Consider the following 25,753-nt stretch of genomic DNA (forward strand, 5'->3'; position numbering starts at 1 on the left):
CAAGCCGACACGCGGCCCTCTAGTGATCGGGTTGCGAAAAGGCGGAGCATCGCTGCTCCGCCCTCTTACGCTACCCAGGAGTAAGACCTCGTCTTGCTCCAGCGGGCAGGACATCACTTCACGATCTTGACTGCCTCGGCAATTTTATCCTTGCCGCTCATATCCCACGTGACGCGGACCTTTTCGCCGACCTTCAGGCCAGGATCCTTGAAGGTCTGGGGCAACGTAAAGGTGGCTCCGTTATCCAGAACTAGGCTCATCGCCGTTCCATCAAAGCTTTTGATCGTGCCGGTGGTGTGCTTGACCGCAGCGAATGCGGCAGTACCAGAGGCGAGAACGGCAGCGGCGGCTGCGGTCATAATAAGCTTGCGCATGGCATGCTCTCCTGGAAAATGCGGGCACCGCTTGGGAAAGGTGCCCCATTCAATCATGGGCCGTCCGGTCACGTCGGGTCGCGGCTCTCGGGAGTAAAGAACCGCCGGCGTTTCCCGGCCCGACGCGACAAATAGCCCAATCTTTACAATGGTATATTAGACGAAAAAGATATTTTCTGGCGCGCCTTGCGCCACATTCGCCGTCAAATTCTGGGGATTTGGACCCGATTGCGGCTCACGTCGTGCTCACCGAGATTTTACGGCCATTTCGCTTCTGGCGGCAGGCTGGACAGGATCGAGGCGACATTGCCGCCGGTCTTCAGCCCGAAGATGGTGCCGCGATCGTGAAGCAAGTTGAATTCGACATAACGGCCGCGGCGGATGAGCTGCTCGTCACGGTCGCCATCGGTCCAGTTGTCATTGAAGTTGGCGCGCACCAGATGTCCGTAGACGACGAGAAAAGATCGCCCGACGTCCTGGACGAAGTTGAAATCGGCGTCCCAGCCGCCATTGTCCTCATCCGAATGCAGCCAGTCGAAGAAGATACCGCCGGTACCGCGTGGCTCGTCGCGGTGCGGCAGGTAGAAGTACTCGTCGCACCAGGCTTTGAATTTCACGTAGTCGGCGATCGCCGCGTTCTTCTCGCAGGCAAATTGCATCGCTCTGTGGAAGGCGATCGTGTCGGGGTCGTCCTGGCTGCGGCGGCGGTCGAGCACCGGTGTCAGGTCGGCGCCGCCGCCGAACCACTGGCGCGAGGTGACGACCATGCGCGTGTTCATATGCACGGCCGGCACGTTGGGGTTCCACGGATGGGCGATCAGCGAAATGCCGCTTGCCCAGAAGGAGGGGTCCTCTTCGGCGCCCGGCATCTGCTTCCTGAATTCGGGCGAGAACTCGCCGTGGACGGTCGAGGTGTGGACGCCGACCTTCTCGAAGACGCGGCCGTGCATCATCGACATGATACCGCCGCCGCCCTTGCCGGCATCGCGTTGCCACGGCGTCTTTTCGAAGCGGCCGGGCGACCAGCTGGCCTGCGGCCCCTGCAGGTCCTGCTCGATCTGCTCGAAGCTGGCACAGATGCGCTCGCGCAACGTCTCGAACCACAGCCGTGCCTTCGTCTTCTTCTGTTCGATGTCGGCTGGCAGCCCCGCCGGTATCTCGGGTCGTTGCAAATCCTGTCTCCGGTTGCGGGCGCGCCCGACAAATGACTCGTCTTTTCCGGCCGCGATCCCTAATCTCTTGGGTGCAAGGGTCAAGTGTGAATGTAGTTCTTTCGTGCGCACCCCGGCAAGACCGCCGCTGGATGGCCTGAAGAAGAGGCTCGACCGTTCGCGCGCCGAGAACGCGCGCATGCCGCGCGACGGCTTCCTGCGCGAGACCTTCGTGCTGCCGCGCTCGGACGCTCGTCTCAAGGCGAAGGAATGGTTCGAGCGCTTTCCTAAGCAGGCCTATTGGACCGAGATCGAAAGCTGGTTCGAGCGGCCGGGCGACGTCATCGAATTCACCATCAGGCGGCTGCCGGCGGCGGATTAACGCTCCGGTCTCGAGGCTGAACGTATCAGGGCTAGTTCATCTGCCCTGAACGATCTTGATAAACACGCTTCTGTCGCCCGTTCCAAGATGCGCTCGTTTCATCTCGGCATACGTCAGGCGCCCATTCGCGAAGGCCCGCACGGTTCTTCCGCACCAGACACGTGGCGCCGCGGCTGCGCTGACATTCATGATCTTGCCAGCTTCCTGCTTCGAACTGAGAGGCGATTGCTCCGAATGCCTGATGCATTCCGTAAGCACTTTCTTATACATGGCAGGACTGCCCTGAACCAAAGTCCTTGCCGTATTCCATTCACCTTCGCTCGACATGCATCCAGCCAACACAATGGCGCCAAGCAACGCGGCGTAAGTCTTGTATGCAAATTTCAATTCTGCCCCCCAAGGTTAGTTGCAGGGGCGTATCAAGCACGGGCACATGACCTTCACAAGACTGTATAGTGACTAACGGACAGGATAAGTTCGCTGAACCCGTCCAGACCGTCATGGCTTCAACGCACGACCAGCCTGCGGGCGCCCGCGCCGTCCCTTGCCAGCCTGTCGTTCTTATTCCGCAGCGGACATTTGTCGATCGACATGCAGCCGCAGCCGATGCAGTCGCTCAGCCCGTCGCGCAGCTTCTTGAGCTGACTAATTTTCTGGTCGAGGTCGTCGCGCCAAGCCGTCGAAAGCAGGTTCCAATCCTCGCGCGTCGGCGTCCGGCCTTCAGGCAATGATCGAAGGGCTGTGCCGATCTCGGCCAGCGAAATGCCGACCTCCTGCGCTACCTTGATGATCGCCACCCGTCGCAGCACGTCGCGGCCGTAACGCCGCTGGTTGCCTGATGTGCGGTGGCTGCGGATCAGCCCGCGTGCTTCGTAGAAATGCAGCGCCGACACCGCCACGCCGCTGCGCATCGCCACCTGGCCGACTGTTAATTCCGTTGCCGCAGCCATCTCCGATTTTCCGCTTGACCTCAAGTTAAGTTGAGCTTGTAGCGAAGAAGCCTCGAAGATGCAAACGGCAGGAGAAGGCGATGGGCGTCTGGATGAGAATGACCGGAGAGGACGCAGTGTTGCGTGAGGATGACGCCTTGGTCGCTGCGGCCGGCGATCGCGTACACATCCTAGCGGAGCTGCCGGATCGCCTCGGCCGCCACCATTGCAACGGAAAGCGCGACGTTGATGCTGCGCGCGCCGGGCTGCATCGGGATGATCAGTCGCGCATCCGCCGCCTCGTGAACGGCGTCCGGCACGCCTGCGGATTCACGGCCGAACAAGAGAATGTCGTCGCCGGCAAAAGCGAAATCCGTGTAGGCGGCAGCTGCTTTGGTCGACAGCAGCACCAGCCGCCGCATGGCAAGCTTGCGCCAGTCCTCGAAGGCGTGCCAGTCGACATGGCGGGTCAGCGCCGCCATTTCGAGGTAGTCCATGCCGGCCCGTTTCAGCGCCCGGTCACCGAGCGGGAAGCCCGCCGGTTCGATGATGTCGACGCCGAGACCGAGGCAAGCGGCGAAGCGCAGGATTGTCCCGGTGTTGCCGGCGATATCAGGCTGATAGAGCGCGATGCGGAGACGGTCGTTCATTTCCGCGTCTTTCTAATAAGTGGCAGATCAGCCACAGAGCTCTCGCGGTTTTGGAAATTCCTGGACTGGCGGGTGGTCATTTTCTGCGAAGTCGGTTATACGGCCAGCATTGTCAACCCGAACCGATGGAGGGGTAATTCATGATGGCCATGCACATCCACCACCCCTCTCGTGGGCTTACCAGCCCGACGGCGGTTTCGGTACGACGATTCTCCTGACCTTCTAGACTTCAATCGCACCGATTCCCGCCGAAACCTTTTTCGGCCTTTGAAGGAATCCTGCGATGTTTTTCAAGCGGTGGAAGGGGCTGAACGCCCCACCTGAACACGCTTCGACCGATGCCACCTTTGCCGCGCCGCGCGTGCCCGCGGCCTGGGTTGGTTCACCCTTCTACCTGCATCTTCAACTGGAGGACGGACCGATGTTCGATCCATGTAGAATACCCGGCTCAAGAAGCCTGCACGAGCGCAAGACTGCGACCTGGGCGCTTTTGATCGGCGAGACCTACTCGTCGGCGGTTCACGCCGAGACCCGCCGGCGTCCGCATCGCGGCATGCTGCCGGACGTCGATTTCTCGCGCGCCGTTCCGGACTATAGCCGGCCGTCGCTGGTGCGCCGGATCATCAGGCTGATCCGGCCTGGTGCAAAAACCAGCGCGAAAATCCGGATCGTCAAAACGTCGTCAGCATCGTCAAACGAGACTGTCGGCGAAAGGCCCGCGACAACCTATATAGCGCGAAGCAGGACCGGCGAGGCGGACGATTCCGTATCGCCGGTCCTTGACGCCATGCGGTCTGGGCACCTCGTCCGTTCGCGTGCCGCGTGAGCGGAAACAGTATTGTGAGCATCTCTATGTTTAGCTGGTTTGAAAAAAGGCTCGATCCGTTCCCTGCCAAGGAGCCGGTCGAGCCGCCGCGGACACTGATCGCCTTCTGCGTGCATTATACGCGCGGCGCGTGGCCCTACATCGCTCTCGATGCGGTACTGGTGACGGCCATCGCCCTTGCCGAGGTGTGGATGTTCGGCTTCATGGGCCGGATCGTCGACTGGCTGTCCGGACAGAATCGCGAGACGTTCCTGCAGACCGAAGGCTTGAAGCTGGTCGGCATGGCCTTCATCGTGATTTTCGCGCTGCCGGCGACGGTCTGGTTCCATTCGCTGCTCAACCAGCAGACGCTGATGGGTAATTATCCGATGCGTATCCGCTGGCAGGTGCATCGCTATCTGCTCAAGCAGTCAATGAGCTTCTATCAGGACGAGTTTGCCGGGCGCATCGCGACCAAGCTGATGCAGACCGCGCTCGCGGTGCGCGAGTGCGTCATCAAGCTCATCGATGTGCACAACTATATCGTCGTCTATTTTCTCGGCATGCTGTTCATTGTCGGCTCGGCAGACTGGCGGCTGGCTGCGCCGCTTGCCGTCTGGCTTGCCGGATATGTCCTGCTGTTGCGCTATTTCATCCCGCGGCTGGGCAAGGTCGGCGAGGAGCAGGCCAATGCGCGCTCAACCATGACCGGCCGTGTCGTCGACAGCTACTCCAACATCCAGACGGTCAAGCTGTTCTCGCATGCGCGGCGCGAGGCATCCTTCGCCAAGGACGGTATGGCCGGCTTTCTCGATACAGTCTACCGGTCGATGCGGCTGGTGACACAGCTCTACGGCCTGCTCTACGTCCTGAATTCGCTGCTGTTGTTTTCGGTCACCGCAATCTCGCTATGGCTGTGGCTCGGCCAAGCCGTGACGATCGGCGCCGTCGCCCTGGTCATCGGCCTCGTGCTTCGGCTCTGGGGCATGTCGCAATGGATCATGTGGGAGATGTCCACGCTGTTCGAGAATATCGGCACGGTGCAGGACGGCATCGCCTCGATCTCGCTGCCGCGCCTCGTCGAAGACCGGCCTGGCGCCAAGGATATTGCCGTGACCAAGGGCGAGATCCGTTTTGAGGACATCCGCTTCCATTATGGCAAGCAGAAGGGCGTGATCGAAAGCCTGTCGCTGACGGTGAAGCCGGGCGAGAAGGTCGGCATCGTCGGCCGTTCGGGTGCCGGCAAGTCGACGCTGGTCAATCTTCTGTTGCGCTTCTATGACCTCGAAAGCGGCAAGGTCCTGATCGACGGCCAGGACATTGCGGCGGTGACGCAGGACTCGCTGCGCGCCCAGATCGGCATGGTCACGCAGGACACCTCGCTGCTGCATCGCTCGGTGCGCGAGAATATCCTCTATGGCCGGCCGGACGCCAGTGACCAGATGCTGATCGAGGCGGCGCGGCGCGCCGAGGCGCTGGATTTCATCGCCGGATTGTCGGATTCTAACGGTCGAAAGGGTTTCGACGCGCATGTCGGTGATCGCGGCGTCAAATTGTCCGGCGGCCAGCGGCAACGCATCGCCATAGCCCGTGTTATGCTGAAGGACGCACCAATCCTTATCCTCGACGAAGCGACCTCCGCCCTAGATTCCGAGGCCGAGGCGGCCATCCAGGAGAACCTCTACAGACTGATGCAAGGCAAGACCGTCATCGCCATTGCGCACCGGCTGTCGACGATCGCCGCCATGGACCGGCTCGTCGTCATGGACAAGGGCCGCGTCATCGAGGAAGGTTCGCATGAGGAACTGATTGCCAGCGGCGGGCTCTACGCCCAGCTCTGGCAGCGCCAGTCGGGCGGCTTCCTGCTCGACGACGGCCCCTCTGCCAACGATGCAGCCGCCAACGATGCACTCGTCAAGGGTGAAGCCGCCGAATGACTGCCATCTACCGCTGGTTCGAGAACTGGGTCTATCCATTCCGGGAGCCTGCGGACCTTCGGCCACCTGCCGGCGTCAGGGGTTTCCTCTGGCATTATGTCGGGCAGGCGAAGATCGCCTTCTTCGCCATGCTGCTGATCGGCGGCATCGCGCCGTTAGTCGAAGCCGGACTGTTCTATTTCGTCGGGCGGCTGGTCGACATCCTCGACCAGCTTCCCGGCGAACGCAGCTGGCACGCGTTGTGGACTGCCGCCGGCCCGGAACTTGTCTTCATGATCGCGGTGGTGCTGGTCATCCGCACCATCGTCGTCGGCCTGTCGGCGCTGGTCGACGAGCAGACGATCACGCCGGGTTTCTATAATCTGGTGCGCTGGCAGGCGCATCGCCATGTCTCGCGCCAATCCTACGCCTTCTTCCAGAACGACTTTGCCGGACGTATCGCGACCAAGGTCTGGCAGGCGGGACAGGCGACCGGCGATCTGATGGAAAGCTTCATCGAGGTCGTCTGGTTCATGGTCGTCTATACGGTGACGACGCTGGCGCTGGTCGCCGGGCTCGATCTCCGGCTGGCGGTGCTGGTGGTGATCTGGATTACCGCCTTCGGCTTGCTGGCCAGGCGCTATTTGCCGGCGATCCGCAAGCATGCCGAAGCCACCGCCGAAGCCGGCTCGATGATCACCGGCCGCCTTGTCGATTCCTATTCGAACGTCCAGACGCTGAAACTGTTCTCGGCCGATGGCGACGACCGCTACATCAGGAACGGCTTCGACATCTATCTCGACGCGCTGCGCCCGTTCACCCGCAGGCTGACCGGCGTGCGCATGGCACTGACGATGCTGTCGGGCATTATGATCACGGCGATCGCCTGCTTTGCCGTTTATCTCTGGGTCGAGGGTTCGATCACAGTCGGCGCCGTGGCTTTCACGCTGTCTTTGGTGCTGCGGCTGAACATGCTGCTCGGCCGGCTGATGATGCAGCTCAACGGCATCTTGCGGAACCTCGGCGTGCTGGAAAACTCCAAGGCGCTGATCTCACAGCCGCTCGGCCTGATTGATGCGCCGGACGCGAAAGAGATTGTCGTCGGCGGCGGGCGTATCGACGTCAGCAATGTCGAGTTCCACTACGGCAAGGGGTCCGGCGTGCTCGACGGCATCGACCTCGTCGTGCGGCCGGGCGAAAAGGTCGGCCTGGTCGGCCCGTCCGGCGCCGGCAAGACGACCTTGGTCAATCTGATCCTGCGCCTCTACGACCTCGAGAGCGGCAAGATCACCATTGACGGGCAGGACGTCTCCAGGGTCACGCAGAATTCGCTGCGCGCCAATATCGGCGTCGTCAGCCAGGATACGGCACTTTTCCACCGCTCGCTGCGCGACAACATCAAGCTCGGCATGCCGGAAGCGACCGACGCCGAGGTGGTCGCGGCAGCGAAGAAGGCCGAGGCGCACGAGTTCATCCTCGGTCTGCGCGACAATCGCGATCGTATCGGCTACGAGGCCTATGTCGGCGAGCGCGGCGTCAAGCTCTCCGGCGGCCAGCGCCAGCGCGTGGCGATCGCCCGCGTCTTCCTCAAGGATGCACCGATCCTGGTGCTCGATGAGGCGACCTCGGCGCTCGATTCCGACATCGAGGCGGCGATCCAGGAAAATCTGGCAAGGCTGATGGAAGGCAAGACGGTCATCGCCATCGCGCATCGGCTGTCGACCATTGCGGCACTCGACCGGCTGGTGGTGCTCGACGAGGGCCGCATCGTCGAGCAAGGCACGCATGACGAGCTGGTCGGGCTCGACGGGCTCTATGCCAGGCTGTGGAAGCGGCAGTCCGGCGGCTTCCTGTTCAACGAGGAGAGCGCGCTGGCCGAGACCCGGCCGGCGGAGTAGTTTCTAAAAACCGGAGTAGACCATGGCGGTGAGAATGCCATCGAATTTCGGACGGTCCGGCGCGCAGGAGAGCGCGTTGGACCTGCTTGGCCATGAAATCCTCGGCGAGAAGGCGGCCGCGCTCGGCCGCGCCGGCCGGCGCGTCGAGGAAACATTGACGAGGCTGCGCGAGAATGGCGACAGCGACGATCGAGCCCGGCTGCTCAGGGATGCAGCCGAAGCGGTGCACAGCTATTTCATCCAGCGCGAACTCTGCGGCCTGCGCAAGCACGACGCGGTGATCCGGGAATACAATATTCCCAAGGCCGTGCTGGCCAGGCTCGGCGCCAGCGCATGATCCGAACCGAAATCGGTTTGGGAGGCGCTATTCCAGCCACTCGGTGATGAAGCTGCCGTTCTCGTGTATGTCGGTGGTTTCCAGCGGGCCTGGTCCGAGATTGGTGAATTTGTGCGGCGTGTTCGGCGGTACGACCAGGATCTGGCCGGCTGTGGCCTCGATCTGCCGGTCGCCGACGGTGAACAGACCGGTCCCGGTCCGGATGATAAAAATCTCGCAATAGGGATGGCTGTGCAGCCTGGGGCCGCCGCCGATCTCGGGCAGGTAGTTGAAGATCAGGCAGCTGCGGGAGCCGTAAGCTCCGCCTTGCAGCCCGCCCTGCCAGTGGTCGGGCCAGCGGTCGGGCGCTTCGGCCCATTTGTCGCGATCTATGACATGCGCCATAGTCCGAGGATAAACCGGGCCAGCGCCAGCTGTCGAGGCGAACGCAGCCAGTTGGTTTTGCTGCTGTTTTCCAATCGTTCCGCCGTGCGAATTACGCCCCCGCGACAATCTGCCCTTGTGCCTTCACCCGTCTGGACAAAAACAGGCTTCACGCATAAACCCAAGTCCCAAATGCCGGAGGAATTCGCTAGCCTGTTCGCCATGCGCAGTCGGGCCGGCGCGATTGAGCGGGGAACAAGGCTCGGCCGCCGGCACGGAAAAGGCGAAAGGATCAGGCACCCGTGAGCGCAACCGACACCCAGGATCCCAACCGTCGTGATTTTCTCTACGTCGCCACTGGCATGGCGGCGGTGGTCGGCGCGGGCGCTGTCGCTTGGCCGTTCATCGATCAGATGCGTCCGGATGCCTCGACGCTGGCCCTTGCCTCGGTTGAGGTCGACGTATCTTCGCTGACGCCAGGAATGTCGCTCGTTGTGAAGTGGCGGGGCAAGCCGGTGGTCGTGCGCAACCGCACCGAGCAAGAGATGAAGGACGGCGAGGCGGTCAATCTCGCCGAGCTCAAGGATCCAATCGCCCGCAACGCCAATTTGCCGGCCGACGCCCCGGCAACCGACGCCAACCGCACCACGCCGGGCAAGGAAGCCTGGATGGTGATGGTCCAGGTCTGCACCCATCTCGGCTGCATCCCGCTCGGCCAGGAAGGCGATTTCGGCGGCTGGTTCTGCCCGTGCCACGGTTCCGTATACGATACCGCCGGCCGCATCCGGAAGGGGCCGGCGCCCGAGAACATGGCGGTGCCGGTGTTCCAGTTCATTTCCGACACCAAGATCCGTATCGGCTGAGGCAAGGGATATTTCCATGAGCGAGGGACACTCGACCTATACGCCCAAGACCGGCATCGGACGCTGGTTCGATTCGCGCATGCCGCTGCCGCGGCTGGTCTATGACAGCTTCATCGCCTATCCGGTGCCGCGCAATTTGAATTACGCCTGGACCTTCGGCGGCATTCTCGCGCTCATGCTGGCGGCGCAGATCCTGACCGGTATCGTGCTGGCCATGCACTACGCGGCCGACAGCACTCTCGCCTTCGATTCGGTCGAGAAGATCATGCGCGACGTCAATTCGGGCTGGCTGCTGCGCTACCTGCATTCGAACGGCGCGTCGTTCTTCTTCGTCGCCGTCTACATCCATATTTTCCGTGGCCTCTACTACGGCTCCTACAAGGCGCCGCGCGAGCTGCTGTGGATCCTCGGCTGCATCATCTACCTCTTGATGATGGCGACCGGGTTCATGGGCTATGTGCTGCCCTGGGGCCAGATGAGCTTCTGGGGCGCCACCGTCATCACCGGCTTCTTCACGGCGATCCCGCTGGTCGGCGACTGGATCCAGCAACTTTTGCTCGGCGGCTTCGCGGTCGACAATCCGACGCTGAACCGCTTCTTTGCGCTGCATTACCTGCTGCCGTTCATGATCGCCGGCGTCGTCGTGCTGCACATCTGGGCGCTTCACGTCGTCGGCCAGAACAATCCGACCGGCATCGAGGTCAAATCGAAGACCGACACGCTCGCCTTCACGCCTTACGCGACCATCAAGGATGGGTTCGGCATGATCGTGTTCCTGTTCGTCTTCGCCTATTTCGTCTTTTATCTGCCGAACTATCTCGGCCATCCGGACAATTACACCGTTGCCAACCCCCTGAAGACGCCGGCCCACATTGTGCCGGAATGGTACTTCCTGCCGTTCTACGCGATCCTGCGCGCTATCACCTTCAATATCGGGCCCATCAACTCCAAGCTCGGCGGCGTGCTCTGCATGTTCGGCGCGATTGTCATGCTGTTCCTGGTGCCGTGGCTCGACACCTCGAAGGTGCGCTCGGCAGTCTACCGGCCCTGGTACAAGCTGTTCTTCTGGCTGTTCGTGGCCGACGCCATCCTGCTCGGCTGGCTGGGCTCGCAGCCGGCCGAGGGCAGCTATGTGTTCATGGCGCAGATGGCGACGCTGTTCTACTTCGCCTTCTTCCTGGTAGCGCTGCCGGTACTTGGGCTGATCGAGACGCCGCGGCGGCTGCCGAATTCGATTACCGAGGCGGTGCTCGGGAAGAACAAGGGTGGCGGTGGACATCCTGCCGGCGCCACGGCCGCGCCGGAAACCAAAGGCTGAGCATGATCCCGAAAAGTGGAAACCGGTTTTCGGACAAGATCATGCTCGAGACGATGACAGCGCGTCAGAGAATCTCAAGGGGATTTGCATGAAGAAGATTCTCACCTCGCTGGCGCTGCTTGGCCTTGTGGCCGCTGGCATTGGGGCCACAGGCACTGGAGCGCGCGCCCAGGAAGAGGCGCACAACGAGGCGGCGCCGACGCATTTCCCGATACACGAACCAAAGGAAATGGACTGGAGCTTCGCCGGGCCGTTCGGCACCTACGACAAGGCCCAGCTGCAGCGCGGGCTGAAGGTCTACAAGGAAGTCTGCTCAGCCTGTCATTCGATGAATTTGGTGGCGTTCCGCACGCTGGAAGGCCTTGGCTATTCGGATGCGCAGATCAAGACGCTGGCGGCCGAATACACGATCCACGACGGCCCGAACGATGCCGGCGACATGTTCGATCGCCCCGGCAAGCCGTCCGACCATTTCCCGGCGCCGTTCCCCAATGCGGAAGCGGCGGCGGCGGCCAATGGCGGCGCAGCACCGCCCGACATGTCGCTGCTGGCCAAGGCGCGCGGCGTCGAACGCGGCTTCCCGCGCTTCGTCTTCGACATCTTCACGCAATATGCCCAGGGCGGTCCCGACTACATCCACTCGCTGCTGACCGGCTACGACCAGCAGCCGCCGGCGGGCATGGTCATACCGGAAGGCACGCATTACAATCCGTACTTCCTGTCCGGCGTGTCGCTGAAGATGCCGAAGCCGCTCTCTGACGGCCAGGTAACCTATGATGACGGCGCGCCGCAGACGGTCGACCAGTATTCGCGCGACGTGTCGGCCTTCCTGATGTGGGCGGCCGAGCCACACCTCGAGGATCGCAAGAAGACCGGCTTTCGCGTGCTGGCCTTCCTGCTGCTGTTCGGTGCGCTGGTCTACCTGACCAAGCGCAAGGTGTGGGCCGGCGTAGCGCACTGAGCCCTGCAACACACGAGACCGGGAGGGCGTCGAAAGGCGCCCTTTTCATTGCAGGCATTTCGATTCATTGCAGCCGTCGCTGAGCACGCCCTTTGCCGGACAATTTTCCGTCAGGCGTCACATGGCGGTAGCCGGACTTAGCTGCACCGGGTTACGATTGGCCAATTCCCTTCACGTCTTCAGCCGAATCTGAAAGGCCCGGAGAGCCGCTTGATGAAATCCTCGCTCGAAGAGACGCTGCTTGCCGCGATCCGCACCATTCCGGATTATCCCAAGCCGGGGGTCCTGTTTCGCGACATCACCACGCTGCTCGGCAATGCGCGGGCCTTCCGCCGCGCCATCGACGAGCTGGTGCATCCCTATGCCGGCCTCAAGATCGACAAGATCGCCGGCATCGAGGCGCGCGGCTTCATCCTCGGCGGCGCCATCGCCCACCAGCTCTCGGCCGGCTTCGTGCCGATCCGCAAGAAGGGCAAGTTGCCTTACGAGACGGTGCGCGTCGCCTACAGCCTGGAATACGGGCTGGACGAGATGGAGATGCACAAAGACGGTGTTTCTCCAGGCGAGAAGGTAATCCTCGTCGACGATTTGATCGCCACCGGCGGCACGGCCGAGGCGGCCGTCAAGCTATTGCGGCAGATCGGCGCCGACATCCTCGCCGCCTGCTTCGTCATCGACCTGCCGGACCTTGGCGGCCGCGAGAGGTTAGAGGCGCTCGGCGTACCGGTGAGGACGCTGATCGGGTTTGAGGGGCATTGAGTGCGCTTTCCTTCTCCCACAGGGAGAGAAGGGAAGAATTCCGCTCACCCAACCTTCACCAGCACGGCACTTTCGAATTCGATGACCTTGTCGCCGGTCGAATCGAAGGCCTCTGAGCGGAGCGTCAGCAGCCGCCAGCCCGGTCGCGAGGCAATGGGGCGATGGGCCAGCGCGGTGCGGGTGAAAGTCACGGTTTCCCCGGCATAGACAGGTTTGGGCCATTTGAGATTCTTGAAGCCGGGCGAGGGGCCGAATTCCGGCACCGGCCCAGGACCGGGCCAGCGGGCGACCTCTGCCTCTATGCCAGCCTCGAGGTTCAATTTCATCCAGGTGGCGGCGGTGTGCCAGCCCGAGGCGCAGAGCCCGCCGAATATGCTGTTCCTCGCCGCCTCTTCGTCGATATGGAATATCTGCGGGTCGTATTTGCGGGCGAACGCCTTGATCGCCTCCGGTTCGAATCGATGTGAACCGAGCGTGACGGTGATACCGATGCAGAAGAATTCGTCGAGGCTCACGCACGGCCCTCGCGGGTGAGGAACATGACGGTGTTTTCGAGCTCGAAAACACCTTCGCCGCGCTGGTTGAACAACTCGCTGCGCATGGTCACCAGGCCAAGCCGGGGCTTCGATCTGGACAGTCGCTTGGCAAGGACGGTGGTGCTGCCGGTCAACAGGTCGCCGGCCAGGACTGGCCGTTTCCATTTGACCTGGTCGACGCCCGGCGCGCCCTGGGAGGTCGAGTCGAGCAGGAAGGCATCGCACAGCATGCGCATGAACATGGCGCAGGTGTGCCAGCCCGAAGCCGCCAGCCCGCCGAGAATGCTGGCCTGGCCCGCGGCCTCGTCGAGATGCATCGGCTGGGCATCGAATTCACCGGCGAATTCTATGATTTCGGCGGCACTTACCAGCTTGGTGCCGAGGTCGAGCGAAGCGCCCTCGATAAAATCCTCATAAGCCCAGGTCTTTGCGGTCATGGTCTGGAAATCCTGTTCAGGATTGTACGATCGCTACGGGTCCGGGTCCCGGATGCAGGCAGCGTGGCATTTGGTCAAGCAATTTCTATTGCGCCAGCCCGCTGCGCCCAAGCCGCAGCGCGGTATTGACGACCCTATAGCCAGCCGCGGCGGCGGAAATACCAGAAGGGCAGGATTGCCGAAAGCACCATCATGCCGATGGCGAAGGGATAGCCAAAGTGCCATTTGAGCTCAGGGATGATGTCGAAATTCATGCCGTAGATCGAAGCGACAAGCGTCGGCGGCAGGAAGATGACAGCGGCGACGGAGAAGATCTTGATGATGGCGTTCTGCTCGATCGAGATCATGCCGAGCGTCGCGTCGAGCAGGAAGCTGATCTTCTGCGACAGGAACGTGGCGTGGTCGGCGAGCGACAGCACGTCGCGCGACAAGGTCTTGATGCGAGCGCGGGTGTCCTTGCTCATCCTGCTTTGCGTGGAGGCATGGGCGAGAAAGCCGGCAAGGCGCTGCAGCGAGATCAGGCTGTCGCGGATCGAGGAGGCGAGGTCCTCCTTGCGGCCAATGCCTTTCAACAGCTCCTGGAAGTCGCGGTTGCGCTTGGAAACCTTGGTCGAGCGTGCCTCGAAGATGTCGCGCGAGATCGCCTCGACGTCGCGGCCGGCGCGCTCCAGAATGTCGGCGAGGCGGTCGACGATCGCCTCCAGCAGTCCGATCAGGATGGTGTCACCGCTGGTGCAACCGGTCGCCACCTTTTCGGCGCGCAGCGGAAAGGTCTTGAACGCCTTCGGTTCGTGGTACCGCACGGTGATCAGCCTGCTGCCGGCGAGCACGAAGGTAACCGGCGACATCAACGGATCGTTCACCTCGGTCTGCGCAGGCAGAATGGCGGTCATGAAGTAGGCGCCGTCCTCGACGTAGAGACGGCTCGAGATCTCGATCTCTTCCATCTCTTCGCGGGTCGGAACGGCGACGCCGAGCCAGGTCTCGATTGAAGTCTCTTCTTCCTTTGTCGGGTTGAAGAGGTCGACCCAGACGACAGTGTCGCTGTTTTGCAAGAGATCGTCGACCAGGCGCAGGCGATCATTGTCGACGACGAAGGCCTTGATCATCGCCGGGTCTCCCTTGCTGTTGCCAAAGAGCGTTCGTTTGGAGGGGGCGCGTCAGTCACATCGCACGGACACGGGCAGGCGAGGCGCGAGGCCGGTGCAGAGGCCCCTTAGACCCCGCACGATGGCCCGTCAAGCAGCGCAAGAGGCACTGCGACACCCTGCTTTGAAGTTTGTCATCGAGCGACGGCAATGGTGACCATCGGGCTCCCTCGCCGGGTCAGGTGTTGAACTTGAACAGCATGATGTCGCCGTCCTGGACGACATACTCCTTGCCTTCGTCGCGCGCCTTGCCGGCCTCCTTGGCCGCCACTTCGCCGCCCAGCCTGACGAAGTCGTCATAGGCGATGGTCTGGGCGCGGATGAAGCCGCGCTCGAAATCGGTGTGGATGACGCCTGCCGCCTGCGGCGCCTTGGCGCCCTTGTGCACGGTCCAGGCGCGTGTCTCCTTGGGGCCAACGGTAAAGTAGGTGATGAGCTGGAGCAGCTCGTAGCCGGCGCGGATGACCTTGTTCAGGCCGGGTTCGTCCAGACCGAGCGTTGCCAGGAATTCCATTTCCTCTTCGTCCGAGAGCTGGGCGACCTCGGCCTCGATCGCCGCGGAAATCACAACGGTGCGGGCACCTTGCGCGGCGGCCATCTTCTCGACCGCCCTGGTATGCGCGTTGCCGGTGGCGGCATCGGCTTCCGCGACGTTGCAGACGTAAAGCACCGGGTGTGAGGTCAAGAGATTCAGCCCCTGCAGGATGCGCAGATCCTCAGCCGAGATGCCGTTGAGCAGGATGCGGGCGGGCTTGCCGGCCTGCAACAGTTCAAGCGCCGCTTCCATCATCGGAAGTACGGTCGCTGCTTCCTTGTCCTTGCCGGCGGCACGCTTGCGGATCTGCACGATACGGCGCTCGAGGCTGTCGAGGTCGGCAAGCATCAATTCGGTCTCGACGGTCTCGGCATCGGCGACAGGATCGATGCGGCCCTCGACATGGGTGACGTCGTCATCCTCGAAGCAGCGCAGCACATGGACGATGGCGTCGACCTCACGGATGTTGGCGAGGAATTGGTTGCCAAGCCCTTCGCCTTTGGAGGCGCCACGCACCAGGCCGGCAATGTCGACGAACGAGATGCGGGTCGGGATGATCTCCTTCGACTTGCCGATCGCGGCGATCTTCTGCAGGCGCGGGTCGGGCACCGCCACCTCGCCGGTATTCGGTTCGATGGTGCAGAACGGATAATTGGCGGCCTGCGCCGCCGCCGTCCTGGTCAACGCATTGAAGAGCGTCGACTTGCCGACATTGGGCAAGCCAACGATGCCGCATTTGAAACCCATTTTTGTCTGGTCCTATCGGGAAATCGAAATTTGAGCAGGGCTATGGGCGAAAGCGCCGATGATCGTCAAGGCGCAATTCAATTCAGACGCTGCGCGATGTCATCGGTGCCTATCGCCAACGAACGAACGCCGGACCTGCTCAGTATTTGTAGAAGATGCCAGAACGCGTCGACCTCAGCGGTTCCGAAATCGATGGTCAGTTGCCCGTCGAGCAATTGCGCACTGTGAATGACGTTTCCGACGGTCTCTGATGTTTCACGCTCGCCATCGATATCGAACCAGCCGCGAAACCATTCGTCGAAGAGATCGCCGTCGAGCTCATTTATAGGGAATTTAAAATGAGCCTCATCCCACCTGAAAGGTGAGATGAGGACATCCATTCCACCCATCCCGGCGTGAATATCCGGAGAGAATTTCACATAGGAATCGCTGTTGATGAATTGCGGATTTGGCTGTCCGTCATTACTGACGAAATCAACCGCGATGAAATTTCGATAGAAGGAATCGACGTTCGAAAACTTGATTTCGGTCGCATGCGATCCTTGGCTGTTGCGAGCAAGTTCGCCGGCAGCGGCGACGAAATAATCAACATACTTCTGTCTGATGAGACGGACCAATTCCTGAATGTCATCCAGATCCATGGCTCAGTCCTTGCCGCCAAAAAGCTTCTTCAGCATGGCCGCCATCGGGCCGGTTTCGGGCAGCTTGGCCGCCGGCTGCTGCGGCCGCGCCTGGCGGACGTGGCTTTGCGCCTTTGGCGCCTTGGGCGGCGGGCGATCGTCGTCGTCCGTCGGCGTGAGCTTGTCGCGCAGCGCCAGCGTCACGCGGTTCATGAACGAATTGTCGTCGCCCTTGGCAAGCAATCCGGCACCATCGGCGATTGCGTCGAGCAGCACGTCCAGCCATTCGCGGTCGCCCTTGGCGAAATCGCCAAGCACATGGCCGTGCACCATTTCCTTGACGCCGGGATGGCCGACGCCGATGCGCACACGGCGAAAATCCTTGCCGACGTGCTGGTCGAGCGAGCGGATGCCGTTGTGGCCGCCGGAACCGCCACCGACCTTGACCCGCACCTTGCCGGCGGCAAGGTCGATCTCGTCATAAAAGACAGTCAGCGCCGAAGGGCCGAGCTTGTAGAAGCGCAAGGCTTCGCCGACCGACTGGCCGGACAGGTTCATGAAGGTCTGCGGCTTGATCAGGATCACCTTTTCGCCGGCAAGCGTGCCTTCGGCGATCAGACCCTGGAATTTCTTCGACCAGGGCGAAAAGGAATGGCGGCGGGCGATCGCGTCCGCCGCCATGAAGCCGACATTGTGCCGGTTGTTGGCGTATTTCGCGCCCGGATTGCCGAGGCCTGCAAAGACAAGCATCGTCGCCTCCGGGCGGGAAGGGGTTACTTCTCTTCGGCGGCAGGAGCCGCTTCGGGCGCAGCCGCTTCAGTCGTCTCTTCCGCAGCCTCCGGCTTCATCGCCGAGGAGCCGGCAATGGTCGCGATGGTGAAGTCGCGGTCGGAGATCACCGGCTTGACGCCGGCCGGCAAGGTGACGGCCGAAATGTGGATGGAATCGCCGATATCGGTACCGGTGAGATCGACGGTGATGAAATCCGGGATCGCATTGGCTGGGCAGTGGAACTCGACCTCGTGGCGCACGATGTTGAGCACGCCGCCGCGCTTGATGCCGGGCGACTTGTCTTCATTGATGAAGTGCACGGGCACATCGACGTTGACTTCGGTATCCTTGCCGATGCGCAGGAAATCGACATGGACAGGGAAATCCTTGACCGGGTCGAGCTGAAAATCCTTGGGCAGAACCTGGATCTTGTTGCCGTCGACATCGATCGTGGCGACCGTGGTCAGAAACCCGCCGCCATGGATCTTGTAGTAGATGTCCTTGTAGGTCAGCGCAATCGCCAGGGGAGGCTGCTTGTCGCCGTAAATCACTGCAGGCACTTTACCGTTGCGGCGAACTGCACGGGCGGACCCCTTACCGACCTGTTCGCGCGCTTCGGCCTTGAGCTCGTAAGTATCGTGGCTCATGGCATTTCCTTTCGCGTTGTTCTGGAGCGCTCACGGTCAGCGTGGCTGGGCCGTAAACGTCGAAAGCCGCCGGGCCTGCATATCCGAAAGCCGGCAGCCGCATAAGCAAGCGGACCTTTGTTCGGGATCACAAGGGAAGGCAGCCTTCCGCCGCGTTGCCTCCAAGGGTGTCTACGCGGGTGGCGGCTCTATAGCCGAAGGCGGGAAAGGGTGCAAGTCATGGCAGGCGACAGGTCTACAAGGGTTTCCCCCATAGCATGGCGACCACCCATGCCGATGTTATAAACACCGACATGCTGGCCTTCTTCAGGGCGTAAGGCCTTTCAGAACGTAACAAAAAACCCGCCATCTGCGGGTGATCTCGTGTCAGGTCGTGCCGATGTCAGGCGATGCTCAAGCCGCCATCGATCAGCATTTCCGCACCGACCATGAACGGGCATTCGTCCGAAGCAAGAAAAACCACCGCGTTGGCAATTTCCTCGGCGGTTCCGAAACGACGGGCAGGCACCAGGCCGACCACAGCTTTCGCACGCGCCTTCGCCGCTTCGGGGTCCAGCCCAAGTTTGTCGTTGAGCGGAGTGTCGATCGGACCCGGGCTGATCACATTGGCGCGAATACCGCGTTCTATCAGTTCGCCCGAGAGCGTCCGGGCGAGCGAAATCATGCCGGCCTTGGCCAGCGCATAGACGTGCGTTCCAGCCATTCCCATATGCGCGTTGACCGAGCCGCTGAGGATGATCGACGACGGGTTCGAAAACAGCGGAACGAGCGCCTTGACCAGGAAGTACGGCCCCTTGAGGTCGACGTCGATGCTCCTGTCAAACGCGGCCTCGGTCCAGTCGCCAAGCGGGCGCAGGTCGGCGATACCGGCATTGAGGAAGAGAGCGTCGAGCTTGCCGAAGGTTTCCTCGATCCGCCGCGCTATGTCGTTCTGGGCAGCAGCATCTCCGGCGTCGGCGGCAATGACAAGCACATCACTGCCGAGGATGGTGCGCGCCTCCTCGAGACGGCTCGCATTTGTTCCGGTGATAGCGACGCGCGCACCTTCCTCGATGAAACGTCGCGCCGTCACCAGGCCGATGCCGCTGGTGCCGCCGGTAATCAATGCGGCCTTGCCTTTTAGTCTGGACATAAGCGAATTGCCTTTCCTGGCGCGGAGCGCTGCGCAGCATCAGGGTTGAGCCCGGTATGTTCAACTTGAAGGCGTTGCTGACCAAAATTTTGCCTTCAGGGGTGACCCTCTCTAACAGGCTTTTCACCCGGCGTATGATGAAAGAATCATCGAGGGCGCGGCAACTGTCGCGCACTCGTATCAATTCCGAAAGATGAACTGATTTTTAGCTGGCCGCCGCCTCCATCTTCCTCGCTTCCTTCATGTTAGGCAGGAGGACCGTCAGTAGCCCGAGCAGCGGCAAATACGAGCAGACCTGGAAGACGAAATCGATGCCTTTCATGTCGGCGACGACGCCAAGCACGGCGGCGGCGATGCCGCCCATGCCGAAGGCGAAGCCGAAGAAGATGCCGGCGATCATGCCGACGCGGCCGGGCACCAGTTCCTGGGCGAAGACGACGATGTTCGAGAAGGCCGAGGACAGGATCAGGCCGATCAGCACGGTGAGAACCATCGTCCACTCGAAATTGGCATAGGGCAGGGCCAGCGTGAAGGGCAGCACGCCGACGATCGAGAACCAGATCATCGCCTTCTGTCCGTAGCGGTCGCCGAACGGGCCGCCGAGCAGGATGCCCAGGGCCGAGGCGCCGAGGAACAGGAACAGCATGACCTGCGACATCTGCACCGAAACGCCGAATTTATGGATGGCATAGAAGGTGTAGTAGCTGGACAGGCTGGCGATGTAGGCGTTCTTGGTCAATACCAGCAAGGTCAGCACCGCCAGCGCGCCCAGGACCTTGCGGCGCGGGAAGGGCGAGACGAAACCTGCCGCCTTGCGGGTGCCCTGTGCGGCATGCAGGCGGCTGTACCAGCCGCCGACCTGCCAAAGCACGATGATGCCGATCAGCGAGCCCCCGGCGAACCAGGCAATGCTAGTCTGGCCGAAGGGCACGACGATGAAGGCTGCCAGCAGCGGCCCCATCGCCTGGCCGAAATTGCCGCCGACTTGGAACAGCGACTGCGCAAGACCGAACCGGCCACCGGAGGCGAAGCGGGCGATGCGCGAGGATTCCGGGTGGAAGATCGCCGAGCCGATGCCGATCAGCGAGGCGCCGATGAGGAGCAGCGAGTAATGTCCGGCATAGGCCAGCACGACCAGCCCGATCAGCGAAGAAGCCATGCCGTAGGGCAGCGAATAAGGCATCGGCCGCTTGTCGGTAATCATGCCGATCACCGGCTGCAGCAAGGATGCCGTCACCTGGAAGGTGAAAGTCAAAAGGCCGATCTGCCAGAAATCGAGACCGTAATTGTCCTTCAGCAGCGGATAGATCGCCGACAGCAGCGACTGCATGATGTCGTTGATGCAATGGCAGAAGCTCACCGCCAGGATGACGGTGAAGGCCGTCGCCTGAGCTGAAATGTGGCTGGCCGCTGCCGGCTTGGCGTCGGCGGTTGCTGTGGTATCGGTCAAGGCAGGCTCCGTGGTCTTTTTGGCGGGCGCTCCCGCAGGCGGTCTTATAGGCCGCAGCCTTATACGTTGCTTGTCACGCGACTTCTTTCGTGGTTTGGTCCAATAGTTTCGCAAGTGGGCCATAGCTGATGCCGCATGGCAGGGAAATGTTCAGAGCGGGCGACACCGATCTCGGGCTGTTGCATGAGCGTCGCTGGCAATGGCTGGAGCAGGCCGTAGGGCCGGCAGTGGCGCTGCCGACCGAATATCCGGACGGCTACCATGTGCCACGGCACCATCATAGCCGCAGCCAGTTGCTGCACGCGCTGGTCGGTGTCGTGCTGGTGACGACGCGGCATGGGCGCTGGATGGTGCCTCCGGACCACGCGATGTGGATCCCCGCCGGCACCGAACATTCCGTCGAGATGCTGGGCGACGTCAGCATGCGGTCCGTCTATGTGATGCCGGAGGCCATTCCCGGCCTGCCGGACGGGTTGCGTGTCGTCGGCATCACCGACCTGATGCACAGCCTGATCGTGGAATCGGAAAAGCTGCCGCAAGGCGCCGAGCTGGAGGGGCGGGGCGGACTGATCATGAAGCTCCTGCTGCACGAAATCCCGAACCTGCCGGAACGGCCGCTCGGCCTTCCGTTCCCGTCCGATGCAAGGCTGGCGACGCTATGCCGGCGCTTCGTCTCGGCACCGTCACCGCATGCGACGATCGACGAGTGGGCCGCTATCGTTGGCATGAGCCGCCGCTCTTTCACCCGCGCGTTCCACCGCCAGACCGGATTGTCGCTGTCGACCTGGCGTCAGCAGGCCTGTCTGTTCGCGGCGCTGCCACGGCTGGCCGACGGCGAGCCGATCACGAGGGTGGCGCTCGATCTCGGCTATGACAGCGTGCCGGCGTTCATCACCATGTTCAAGCGCATGCTGGGAGCCTCGCCACGCGGTTACATGCGGGGCGCCCGTGATGCTGGCGAAGGTGTGCGGCGAATAAGCGGTCCGGCTCGGCCTGAGTCGCAGCCCTGAAGGGCGTCGCGTTCGACCGGCCTCATGCGACGCGCTTTGGGTTCTTGCTTTTATGCATGTCGTTATCGCAAAACCGCTGCACTTTGCGCGACACGCATTAATCGAACAGGCTCGACACCGATTCCTCGGTCGCCGTGCGCGAGATCGCCTCGCCCATCAATTCGGCGATGGAGATGACGCGGATATTGGCGGCGTCCAGCACTGCCTGGGTCGGCTGGATGGAATCGGTGATGACCAGTTCCTGCAGTTTCGAGGCGCCGATGCGGGCGATGGCGCCGCCGGACAAAACGCCATGGGTAGTATAGGCAGTGACACTGGTGGCGCCGTCGGCAAGCAGCGCATCGGCCGCATTGCACAGCGTGCCGCCCGAATCGATGATGTCGTCGATCAACAGGCAATCCTTGCCGCGCACGTCACCGATGACGTTCATGACTTCCGATTCGCCGGGGCGCTCGCGGCGCTTGTCGACGATGGCAAGCTGGGCGTCGATGCGCTTGGCGAGCGCGCGGGCGCGGACCACGCCGCCGACATCCGGCGACACCACCATGACGTTGGCAAGCTGCTTGTATTTCGCCTTTACGTCGCGGGCCATGACCGGCACGGAAAACAGATTGTCGGTCGGGATGTCGAAGAAGCCTTGAATCTGGCCGGCATGGAGATCCAGGGTCAGCACCCGGTTGACGCCCGCCCTCGTGATCATGTTGGCGACCAGCTTGGCCGAGATCGGTGTGCGGCCCGAGGCACGGCGATCCTGCCTGGCATAGCCGAAATAAGGAATAACTGCAGTGATGCGCTTGGCCGAGGAGCGCATGAAGGCGTCGATCATGATGAGCAGTTCCATTAAATGATCGTTAGTCGGGAACGAGGTGGACTGCAGGATGAAGACGTCCTCGCCGCGCACGTTCTCCTGGATCTCGACGAAGATTTCCTGGTCGGCGAAGCGCCTGACGCTGGCCTTGCCCAGCGGAATGTTGAGGTAACGGGCGACTGATTCGGCCAGCACCCTGTTGGAATTGCCCGCGAAGAGCTTCATGCACCGTTCCTGGCGAAGGATTGAGAGACTCCGATAGCACTCCAGCCTCTTAGTCGGGCTTTTAGCGGCCCGCGCCGGTATTGCAAGCGTCGTGAATGGGAATCCGCCGGCTAATCTCAATAAACGCTTACGGCTTGAGCATGCGGCGATAGAGCCAGTTCCATGCCGACGGAATCGGGATAGCTTCTAACTTTCAGTCTGAGCATGCTCTTTTCCGAAAACCGGATTCCACTTTTCGGAATCACGCTCCAGGTCAGCCGGCGCCGCCGCCAAGCCAGGTGGCGAACTGGTCGATTGTCTGGTCGGCAATTGCCTGCATGGTCGCCGGCGCGACCGCCGTCCAGCCTTCGCCGCCGCCAACGGACGGCGCCTTCTGCTGGCCGTTGATGCGATGCAGCCGGTTGCCGGCCGGGTCATAAATGTCCCAGACATAGATGACGGTAGTGTCCTTGCCTTCCGTCATGGTCGAGAAATAGCCCTTGAGCACATGCGTAGGGGTCTGGTCGGTGCTGCCGGCCAAGGTGATGCCGCGCTGCCTGGCGCGTGTCTGAAGCTCGGCGGTCAGCGGTGTCGCGGCTTCTACCGAGGCGCCGACGATCGGCGCCACCTGCAGCCGGGTCCGCGCAATGGCAGCCGCGCTTTTGGCGGGCGGCACGGCTGCTGCAGCGGAAGGCTGCGCCGTATCTCCAGTTTGCGCGGTGCCGGCAGGCTGAGCCGGAGTTGCGGGGGGCGTTGCGGCACCTCCGGCTCCGGAGAGCGATTGCGTCGATTGCGGGGCAATGGCCGAGGGTTCGAGAACGTCCTTCGCATTGGTGCAGGCCGCCAGTGCCAGCGCCACGAGCAATGACACGGTCGTCACATGCGATCGTCTCATTAGCCTGAAAACTCCTTGGCGACGAACGCCCCTCACACTCTTTCCATTATGGATTCACTGCACGATCAAGTCGAGATCATGGCGGGACAGCGGCTTCGGCTGGGATTCGGTGGTCAGATAGGTGCGGCCAAGCGTCATCGCGGTTTCGGTTTCGGAGTCCATGATGATCATATGGGCGAACAGCGTCATGTTCGGCGCAATCGGTTCGGGATTACCCTGATAGAACATCGGCATATCCATCCAGGACGGGGTGAAGCGGGCGCCGAGCGAATAGCCGCAGGCATTGAGCCGGTGCTTGGTCAAATTGTGGGCTTCGAGGGTGCGGGCATGGGCGTCGAACACGTCGCCGAACGTATTACCGGGCGTCATCGCCTTCTCGACTGCAAGTAGCGCGGCGCGGGCGGCATCGAACAATTCCTGGTGGCGTTTCGATACCTTGCCGGTCAACACCGTGCGCATCATTGCCGCATGGTAGTGGTGGAAGACACCGGCCCATTCGAGCGTCAGCTGGTCGTTCTTGGTGAGCTTGCGGCGACCGGCCTTGTAGCGGCAAAGCAGGGCGTCGACTCCGGAGCCGATGATGAACTCGTTGGCCGGATAATCGCCGCCGCCGGCAAAGATCGCACCTTGCATGGCGGCGAGGATCAGCGCCTCATCGCCGCCCTGCTTGATCAGCGGCAGTGCTGCGTCCAGCGCGTCGTCGGCCAGATTTGCGGCTTTTTCCGCCTTGGCGATTTCTGCCGGGCTCTTGAACAGCCGTAGCCGGCTGACAATGCCGGAGGCATCCGCGATCTGCCCGAAGGTCTGCAACTGCTCGTCGAGGCGCCGGCCATTATAGGCGGTCAGGCCGTGGGTGTCGTATTCGACGCCGATCCGGGCGCCGAGCAGGTCAAGCTCGTTGAGCAGATTGCGCAGATCTACCGCCGGATTGGCGCCGTTGCGGTCCGTCCACAAAACGATGTTGTCGATGATCGAGGTGTGGCGCGCCTGGCGCAAGTCGGCCGAACGCGTCAGCAGCACCATCGAGCCGTCGGCCTTGACCACCAGGGACTGGAAAAAGCAGAAGCCGAAGGTGTCGTAGCCGGTTAGCCAATACATGCTTTCCTGGGCAAACAGCAGGACGGCGTCGAGCTTCTTTTCGGCGATCTCGATCATCAGTCGATCGCGCCGCGCGTCGAATTCCGAGCGTTCGAAATGCAGCGCCATCAGTCAGCCTCCAAAACGATTGCCGAAACCTGCCGCCCGTAGTCGGGCTCGTTGCGATGCGTGCTGCGCCGATAGGAGTAGAAAAGCTCTTCCTCGGCATAGGTGCAGCGGCCAAGTCCTTCGGCGTTGATGCCAGCCTTGGTCAGCCGGTCGACCGTGTAGCGGTTGAGATCGAACATCGCGTGTCCGGCAGTTGCGGAGGGCGCGAAATAGCGAGCATTGCCGGCATCGGCGTCGACGAAACGGGCGACGAATTCCGGTCCGACTTCGTAATTCCGTGGGCCGATCGAAGGACCGAGCACTGCGACGATGCGGTCGCGCCGGGCGCCGAGGCTTTCCATTGCCGCGATGGTGTTTTCCAGCACTCCGGTGAAAGCGCCTTTCCAGCCGGCATGGGCGGCGCCGGTAATGCGCGCCTCGGCGTCGGCGAAGAGGACCGGTCCGCAGTCGGCGGTCGAGGCACCGACGGCAATGCCCGGCCGGTCGGTGACAATGGCGTCGGCCTTGGGCCGCTCGCCGGCAAAAGGCTCCCTGGCAATGACGACGTCCGGCGAATGAACCTGGTGAGCGGTCAGCAGATGGTTTGCAGGCACGCCCATCCATTCGGCGACCCGGCGGCGATTCTCGCGCACCAGCGTCTGGTCGTCGTTCGAGCCGGTGCCGATGTTGAGGCCCCGGTAGATGCCGCTGGAAATGCCGCCGACTCGCGTGAAGTAGCCGTGGCGGATGCCTTGCGCCGTTTCCAGCAAGGGCGACCGAACGGGATCCGGTTTGGTCTGATTCAGCATGGCGGCTTTGTTGTCCGTATGGGCGATTTCGTCAAGCGAGTTGAAGGGGCGCAGTTGAAGGCTAGTCAGTTGAAGGCTGGCGCAGTTGATGTCGGGCGCTAGTCGGAGACGGG

Annotated in this window: 29 protein-coding genes and 1 pseudogene; 11 read left to right on the top strand and 19 right to left on the bottom strand. The window is 62.1% G+C overall.

Annotation, left to right across the window (positions count from 1 at the left end; translation table 11 throughout):
• Window positions 1-113 precede the first annotated feature (113 nt).
• Both NKI70_RS21920 and hemF read right to left on the bottom strand, forming a co-directional pair.
• Window positions 114-374, bottom strand: coding sequence for a DUF1344 domain-containing protein (locus NKI70_RS21920; RefSeq protein WP_023679489.1), 261 nt, complete (start codon window positions 372-374; stop codon window positions 114-116).
• A 257-nt stretch (window positions 375-631) separates the two neighbouring features.
• Complete coding sequence (gene hemF / locus NKI70_RS21925; protein WP_352456466.1) at window positions 632-1,546, bottom strand: oxygen-dependent coproporphyrinogen oxidase; 915 nt, start codon at window positions 1,544-1,546, stop codon at window positions 632-634.
• 103 nt (window positions 1,547-1,649) lie between these two features.
• Between hemF and NKI70_RS21930 the strand changes: the two genes are divergently transcribed.
• The gene (locus NKI70_RS21930) at window positions 1,650-1,907 is read left to right on the top strand and encodes a hypothetical protein (protein ID WP_023679487.1); all 258 of its coding nucleotides are present in this window, start codon (window positions 1,650-1,652) and stop codon (window positions 1,905-1,907) included.
• Window positions 1,908-1,943: 36 nt separating this feature from the next.
• On the opposite strand, the gene NKI70_RS21935 is transcribed toward NKI70_RS21930, so the two are convergent.
• From NKI70_RS21935 to NKI70_RS21945, 3 genes are all read right to left on the bottom strand, one after another.
• Window positions 1,944-2,294, bottom strand: a complete 351-nt coding sequence (locus NKI70_RS21935) for a hypothetical protein (protein WP_352724898.1) — start codon at window positions 2,292-2,294, stop codon at window positions 1,944-1,946.
• Window positions 2,295-2,413: 119 nt separating this feature from the next.
• Complete coding sequence (soxR, locus tag NKI70_RS21940; protein WP_023679485.1) at window positions 2,414-2,857, bottom strand: redox-sensitive transcriptional activator SoxR; 444 nt, start codon at window positions 2,855-2,857, stop codon at window positions 2,414-2,416.
• Between the two features lie 170 nt (window positions 2,858-3,027).
• On the bottom strand, window positions 3,028-3,486 hold the full coding sequence (locus NKI70_RS21945) for a tRNA (cytidine(34)-2'-O)-methyltransferase (RefSeq protein ID WP_023679484.1): 459 nt from the start codon (window positions 3,484-3,486) through the stop codon (window positions 3,028-3,030).
• Between the two features lie 283 nt (window positions 3,487-3,769).
• On the opposite strand from NKI70_RS21945, the gene NKI70_RS21950 reads away from it, so the two are divergent.
• The 4 genes from NKI70_RS21950 to NKI70_RS21965 are packed head-to-tail and all read left to right on the top strand — an operon-like array spanning window position 3,770 to window position 8,442.
• Window positions 3,770-4,312: a hypothetical protein gene (locus tag NKI70_RS21950; RefSeq protein ID WP_352724900.1), complete on the top strand. Its 543-nt coding sequence runs from the start codon at window positions 3,770-3,772 to the stop codon at window positions 4,310-4,312.
• Between the two features lie 26 nt (window positions 4,313-4,338).
• On the top strand, window positions 4,339-6,228 hold the full coding sequence (locus tag NKI70_RS21955) for an ABC transporter ATP-binding protein (protein WP_352724902.1): 1,890 nt from the start codon (window positions 4,339-4,341) through the stop codon (window positions 6,226-6,228).
• A complete protein-coding gene (locus tag NKI70_RS21960) occupies window positions 6,225-8,105 on the top strand; it encodes an ABC transporter ATP-binding protein (RefSeq protein ID WP_352568015.1) in 1,881 nt (626 codons plus the stop codon). The genes NKI70_RS21955 and NKI70_RS21960 overlap by 4 nt, the downstream gene beginning before the upstream one ends.
• A 22-nt stretch (window positions 8,106-8,127) precedes the next feature.
• Window positions 8,128-8,442 (top strand): DUF6665 family protein, encoded by a 315-nt coding sequence (locus NKI70_RS21965; RefSeq protein WP_352586764.1) that lies wholly within the window; start codon window positions 8,128-8,130, stop codon window positions 8,440-8,442.
• A gap of 27 nt (window positions 8,443-8,469) precedes the next feature.
• On the opposite strand, the gene NKI70_RS21970 is transcribed toward NKI70_RS21965, so the two are convergent.
• Complete coding sequence (locus NKI70_RS21970; protein ID WP_352586766.1) at window positions 8,470-8,826, bottom strand: cupin domain-containing protein; 357 nt, start codon at window positions 8,824-8,826, stop codon at window positions 8,470-8,472.
• Between the two features lie 281 nt (window positions 8,827-9,107).
• Between NKI70_RS21970 and petA the strand changes: the two genes are divergently transcribed.
• From petA to NKI70_RS21990, 4 genes are all read left to right on the top strand, one after another.
• Window positions 9,108-9,668: a ubiquinol-cytochrome c reductase iron-sulfur subunit gene (gene petA / locus NKI70_RS21975; protein ID WP_023719206.1), complete on the top strand. Its 561-nt coding sequence runs from the start codon at window positions 9,108-9,110 to the stop codon at window positions 9,666-9,668.
• A gap of 16 nt (window positions 9,669-9,684) precedes the next feature.
• The gene (locus tag NKI70_RS21980) at window positions 9,685-10,986 is read left to right on the top strand and encodes a cytochrome b (RefSeq protein WP_352586768.1); all 1,302 of its coding nucleotides are present in this window, start codon (window positions 9,685-9,687) and stop codon (window positions 10,984-10,986) included.
• A gap of 88 nt (window positions 10,987-11,074) precedes the next feature.
• Window positions 11,075-11,947: a cytochrome c1 gene (locus NKI70_RS21985; RefSeq protein ID WP_352586770.1), complete on the top strand. Its 873-nt coding sequence runs from the start codon at window positions 11,075-11,077 to the stop codon at window positions 11,945-11,947.
• A gap of 213 nt (window positions 11,948-12,160) precedes the next feature.
• On the top strand, window positions 12,161-12,706 hold the full coding sequence (locus NKI70_RS21990) for an adenine phosphoribosyltransferase (RefSeq protein WP_023679476.1): 546 nt from the start codon (window positions 12,161-12,163) through the stop codon (window positions 12,704-12,706).
• 44 nt (window positions 12,707-12,750) lie between these two features.
• On the opposite strand, the gene NKI70_RS21995 is transcribed toward NKI70_RS21990, so the two are convergent.
• The 7 genes from NKI70_RS21995 to NKI70_RS22025 all read right to left on the bottom strand — a co-directional run bounded on the left by NKI70_RS21995 (window position 12,751) and on the right by NKI70_RS22025 (window position 18,147).
• Window positions 12,751-13,221 carry a MaoC family dehydratase gene (locus tag NKI70_RS21995; protein WP_352697534.1) on the bottom strand — a complete coding sequence of 157 codons (471 nt, stop codon included), beginning with the start codon at window positions 13,219-13,221 and terminating at the stop codon, window positions 12,751-12,753.
• Window positions 13,218-13,679: a MaoC family dehydratase gene (locus NKI70_RS22000; protein WP_352575772.1), complete on the bottom strand. Its 462-nt coding sequence runs from the start codon at window positions 13,677-13,679 to the stop codon at window positions 13,218-13,220. The genes NKI70_RS21995 and NKI70_RS22000 overlap by 4 nt, the downstream gene beginning before the upstream one ends.
• A gap of 134 nt (window positions 13,680-13,813) precedes the next feature.
• A complete protein-coding gene (gene corA / locus NKI70_RS22005; RefSeq protein ID WP_352508136.1) occupies window positions 13,814-14,788 on the bottom strand; it encodes a magnesium/cobalt transporter CorA in 975 nt (324 codons plus the stop codon).
• A 217-nt stretch (window positions 14,789-15,005) separates the two neighbouring features.
• Complete coding sequence (gene ychF / locus NKI70_RS22010) at window positions 15,006-16,109, bottom strand: redox-regulated ATPase YchF (RefSeq protein ID WP_352568011.1); 1,104 nt, start codon at window positions 16,107-16,109, stop codon at window positions 15,006-15,008.
• A gap of 77 nt (window positions 16,110-16,186) precedes the next feature.
• Entirely contained in the window at window positions 16,187-16,750 is a 564-nt protein-coding gene (locus NKI70_RS22015) for a hypothetical protein (protein ID WP_352568010.1), read from the bottom strand.
• A 3-nt stretch (window positions 16,751-16,753) separates the two neighbouring features.
• A complete protein-coding gene (gene pth / locus NKI70_RS22020) occupies window positions 16,754-17,479 on the bottom strand; it encodes an aminoacyl-tRNA hydrolase (RefSeq protein ID WP_352568009.1) in 726 nt (241 codons plus the stop codon).
• 23 nt (window positions 17,480-17,502) lie between these two features.
• Entirely contained in the window at window positions 17,503-18,147 is a 645-nt protein-coding gene (locus tag NKI70_RS22025) for a 50S ribosomal protein L25/general stress protein Ctc (RefSeq protein WP_352469743.1), read from the bottom strand.
• Between the two features lie 221 nt (window positions 18,148-18,368).
• Between NKI70_RS22025 and NKI70_RS22030 the strand changes: the two are divergent.
• Window positions 18,369-18,464, top strand: a pseudogene (locus NKI70_RS22030) (alpha/beta fold hydrolase); the annotation flags it as partial.
• A gap of 65 nt (window positions 18,465-18,529) precedes the next feature.
• On the opposite strand, the gene NKI70_RS22035 reads toward NKI70_RS22030, so the two are convergent.
• On the bottom strand, window positions 18,530-19,279 hold the full coding sequence (locus NKI70_RS22035) for an SDR family oxidoreductase (RefSeq protein WP_352456918.1): 750 nt from the start codon (window positions 19,277-19,279) through the stop codon (window positions 18,530-18,532).
• 205 nt (window positions 19,280-19,484) lie between these two features.
• Window positions 19,485-20,729, bottom strand: a complete 1,245-nt coding sequence (locus NKI70_RS22040) for an MFS transporter (protein WP_352680840.1) — start codon at window positions 20,727-20,729, stop codon at window positions 19,485-19,487.
• 128 nt (window positions 20,730-20,857) lie between these two features.
• On the opposite strand from NKI70_RS22040, the gene NKI70_RS22045 reads away from it, so the two are divergent.
• Complete coding sequence (locus tag NKI70_RS22045) at window positions 20,858-21,739, top strand: AraC family transcriptional regulator (protein ID WP_023678428.1); 882 nt, start codon at window positions 20,858-20,860, stop codon at window positions 21,737-21,739.
• A gap of 97 nt (window positions 21,740-21,836) precedes the next feature.
• Here NKI70_RS22045 and NKI70_RS22050 read toward each other — a convergent pair whose 3' ends face one another.
• The 4 genes from NKI70_RS22050 to pgeF all read right to left on the bottom strand — a co-directional run bounded on the left by NKI70_RS22050 (window position 21,837) and on the right by pgeF (window position 25,640).
• Window positions 21,837-22,772 carry a ribose-phosphate pyrophosphokinase gene (locus NKI70_RS22050; protein ID WP_023678427.1) on the bottom strand — a complete coding sequence of 312 codons (936 nt, stop codon included), beginning with the start codon at window positions 22,770-22,772 and terminating at the stop codon, window positions 21,837-21,839.
• A gap of 253 nt (window positions 22,773-23,025) precedes the next feature.
• Window positions 23,026-23,646, bottom strand: a complete 621-nt coding sequence (locus tag NKI70_RS22055) for a hypothetical protein (protein ID WP_352697538.1) — start codon at window positions 23,644-23,646, stop codon at window positions 23,026-23,028.
• 54 nt (window positions 23,647-23,700) lie between these two features.
• Window positions 23,701-24,852: a M24 family metallopeptidase gene (locus NKI70_RS22060; protein ID WP_352697541.1), complete on the bottom strand. Its 1,152-nt coding sequence runs from the start codon at window positions 24,850-24,852 to the stop codon at window positions 23,701-23,703.
• Window positions 24,852-25,640: a peptidoglycan editing factor PgeF gene (gene pgeF / locus NKI70_RS22065; protein WP_352724904.1), complete on the bottom strand. Its 789-nt coding sequence runs from the start codon at window positions 25,638-25,640 to the stop codon at window positions 24,852-24,854. The genes NKI70_RS22060 and pgeF overlap by 1 nt, the downstream gene beginning before the upstream one ends.
• Window positions 25,641-25,753 lie beyond the last annotated feature (113 nt).

The organism is Mesorhizobium sp. M0500, from assembly GCF_040321165.1.
Taxonomy (GTDB): Bacteria; Pseudomonadota; Alphaproteobacteria; order Rhizobiales; family Rhizobiaceae; genus Mesorhizobium.

Excerpts from the sequence above, each read along its gene's own strand:
- NKI70_RS21920 (WP_023679489.1), bottom strand. The coding sequence starts at position 374 with ATGCGCAAGCTTATTATGACCGCAGCCGCCGCTGCCGTTCTCGCCTCT.
- soxR (WP_023679485.1), bottom strand. The coding sequence starts at position 2,857 with ATGGCTGCGGCAACGGAATTAACAGTCGGCCAGGTGGCGATGCGCAGC.
- NKI70_RS21945 (WP_023679484.1), bottom strand. The coding sequence starts at position 3,486 with ATGAACGACCGTCTCCGCATCGCGCTCTATCAGCCTGATATCGCCGGC.
- NKI70_RS21950 (WP_352724900.1), top strand. The coding sequence starts at position 3,770 with ATGTTTTTCAAGCGGTGGAAGGGGCTGAACGCCCCACCTGAACACGCT.
- NKI70_RS21955 (WP_352724902.1), top strand. The coding sequence starts at position 4,339 with ATGTTTAGCTGGTTTGAAAAAAGGCTCGATCCGTTCCCTGCCAAGGAG.
- NKI70_RS21960 (WP_352568015.1), top strand. The coding sequence starts at position 6,225 with ATGACTGCCATCTACCGCTGGTTCGAGAACTGGGTCTATCCATTCCGG.
- NKI70_RS21965 (WP_352586764.1), top strand. The coding sequence starts at position 8,128 with ATGGCGGTGAGAATGCCATCGAATTTCGGACGGTCCGGCGCGCAGGAG.
- NKI70_RS21970 (WP_352586766.1), bottom strand. The coding sequence starts at position 8,826 with ATGGCGCATGTCATAGATCGCGACAAATGGGCCGAAGCGCCCGACCGC.
- NKI70_RS21980 (WP_352586768.1), top strand. The coding sequence starts at position 9,685 with ATGAGCGAGGGACACTCGACCTATACGCCCAAGACCGGCATCGGACGC.
- NKI70_RS21985 (WP_352586770.1), top strand. The coding sequence starts at position 11,075 with ATGAAGAAGATTCTCACCTCGCTGGCGCTGCTTGGCCTTGTGGCCGCT.
- NKI70_RS21990 (WP_023679476.1), top strand. The coding sequence starts at position 12,161 with ATGAAATCCTCGCTCGAAGAGACGCTGCTTGCCGCGATCCGCACCATT.
- NKI70_RS22000 (WP_352575772.1), bottom strand. The coding sequence starts at position 13,679 with ATGACCGCAAAGACCTGGGCTTATGAGGATTTTATCGAGGGCGCTTCG.
- corA (WP_352508136.1), bottom strand. The coding sequence starts at position 14,788 with ATGATCAAGGCCTTCGTCGTCGACAATGATCGCCTGCGCCTGGTCGAC.
- ychF (WP_352568011.1), bottom strand. The coding sequence starts at position 16,109 with ATGGGTTTCAAATGCGGCATCGTTGGCTTGCCCAATGTCGGCAAGTCG.
- NKI70_RS22015 (WP_352568010.1), bottom strand. The coding sequence starts at position 16,750 with ATGGATCTGGATGACATTCAGGAATTGGTCCGTCTCATCAGACAGAAG.
- pth (WP_352568009.1), bottom strand. The coding sequence starts at position 17,479 with ATGCTTGTCTTTGCAGGCCTCGGCAATCCGGGCGCGAAATACGCCAAC.
- NKI70_RS22025 (WP_352469743.1), bottom strand. The coding sequence starts at position 18,147 with ATGAGCCACGATACTTACGAGCTCAAGGCCGAAGCGCGCGAACAGGTC.
- NKI70_RS22035 (WP_352456918.1), bottom strand. The coding sequence starts at position 19,279 with ATGTCCAGACTAAAAGGCAAGGCCGCATTGATTACCGGCGGCACCAGC.
- NKI70_RS22045 (WP_023678428.1), top strand. The coding sequence starts at position 20,858 with ATGCCGCATGGCAGGGAAATGTTCAGAGCGGGCGACACCGATCTCGGG.
- NKI70_RS22050 (WP_023678427.1), bottom strand. The coding sequence starts at position 22,772 with ATGAAGCTCTTCGCGGGCAATTCCAACAGGGTGCTGGCCGAATCAGTC.
- NKI70_RS22055 (WP_352697538.1), bottom strand. The coding sequence starts at position 23,646 with ATGAGACGATCGCATGTGACGACCGTGTCATTGCTCGTGGCGCTGGCA.
- NKI70_RS22060 (WP_352697541.1), bottom strand. The coding sequence starts at position 24,852 with ATGGCGCTGCATTTCGAACGCTCGGAATTCGACGCGCGGCGCGATCGA.
- pgeF (WP_352724904.1), bottom strand. The coding sequence starts at position 25,640 with ATGCTGAATCAGACCAAACCGGATCCCGTTCGGTCGCCCTTGCTGGAA.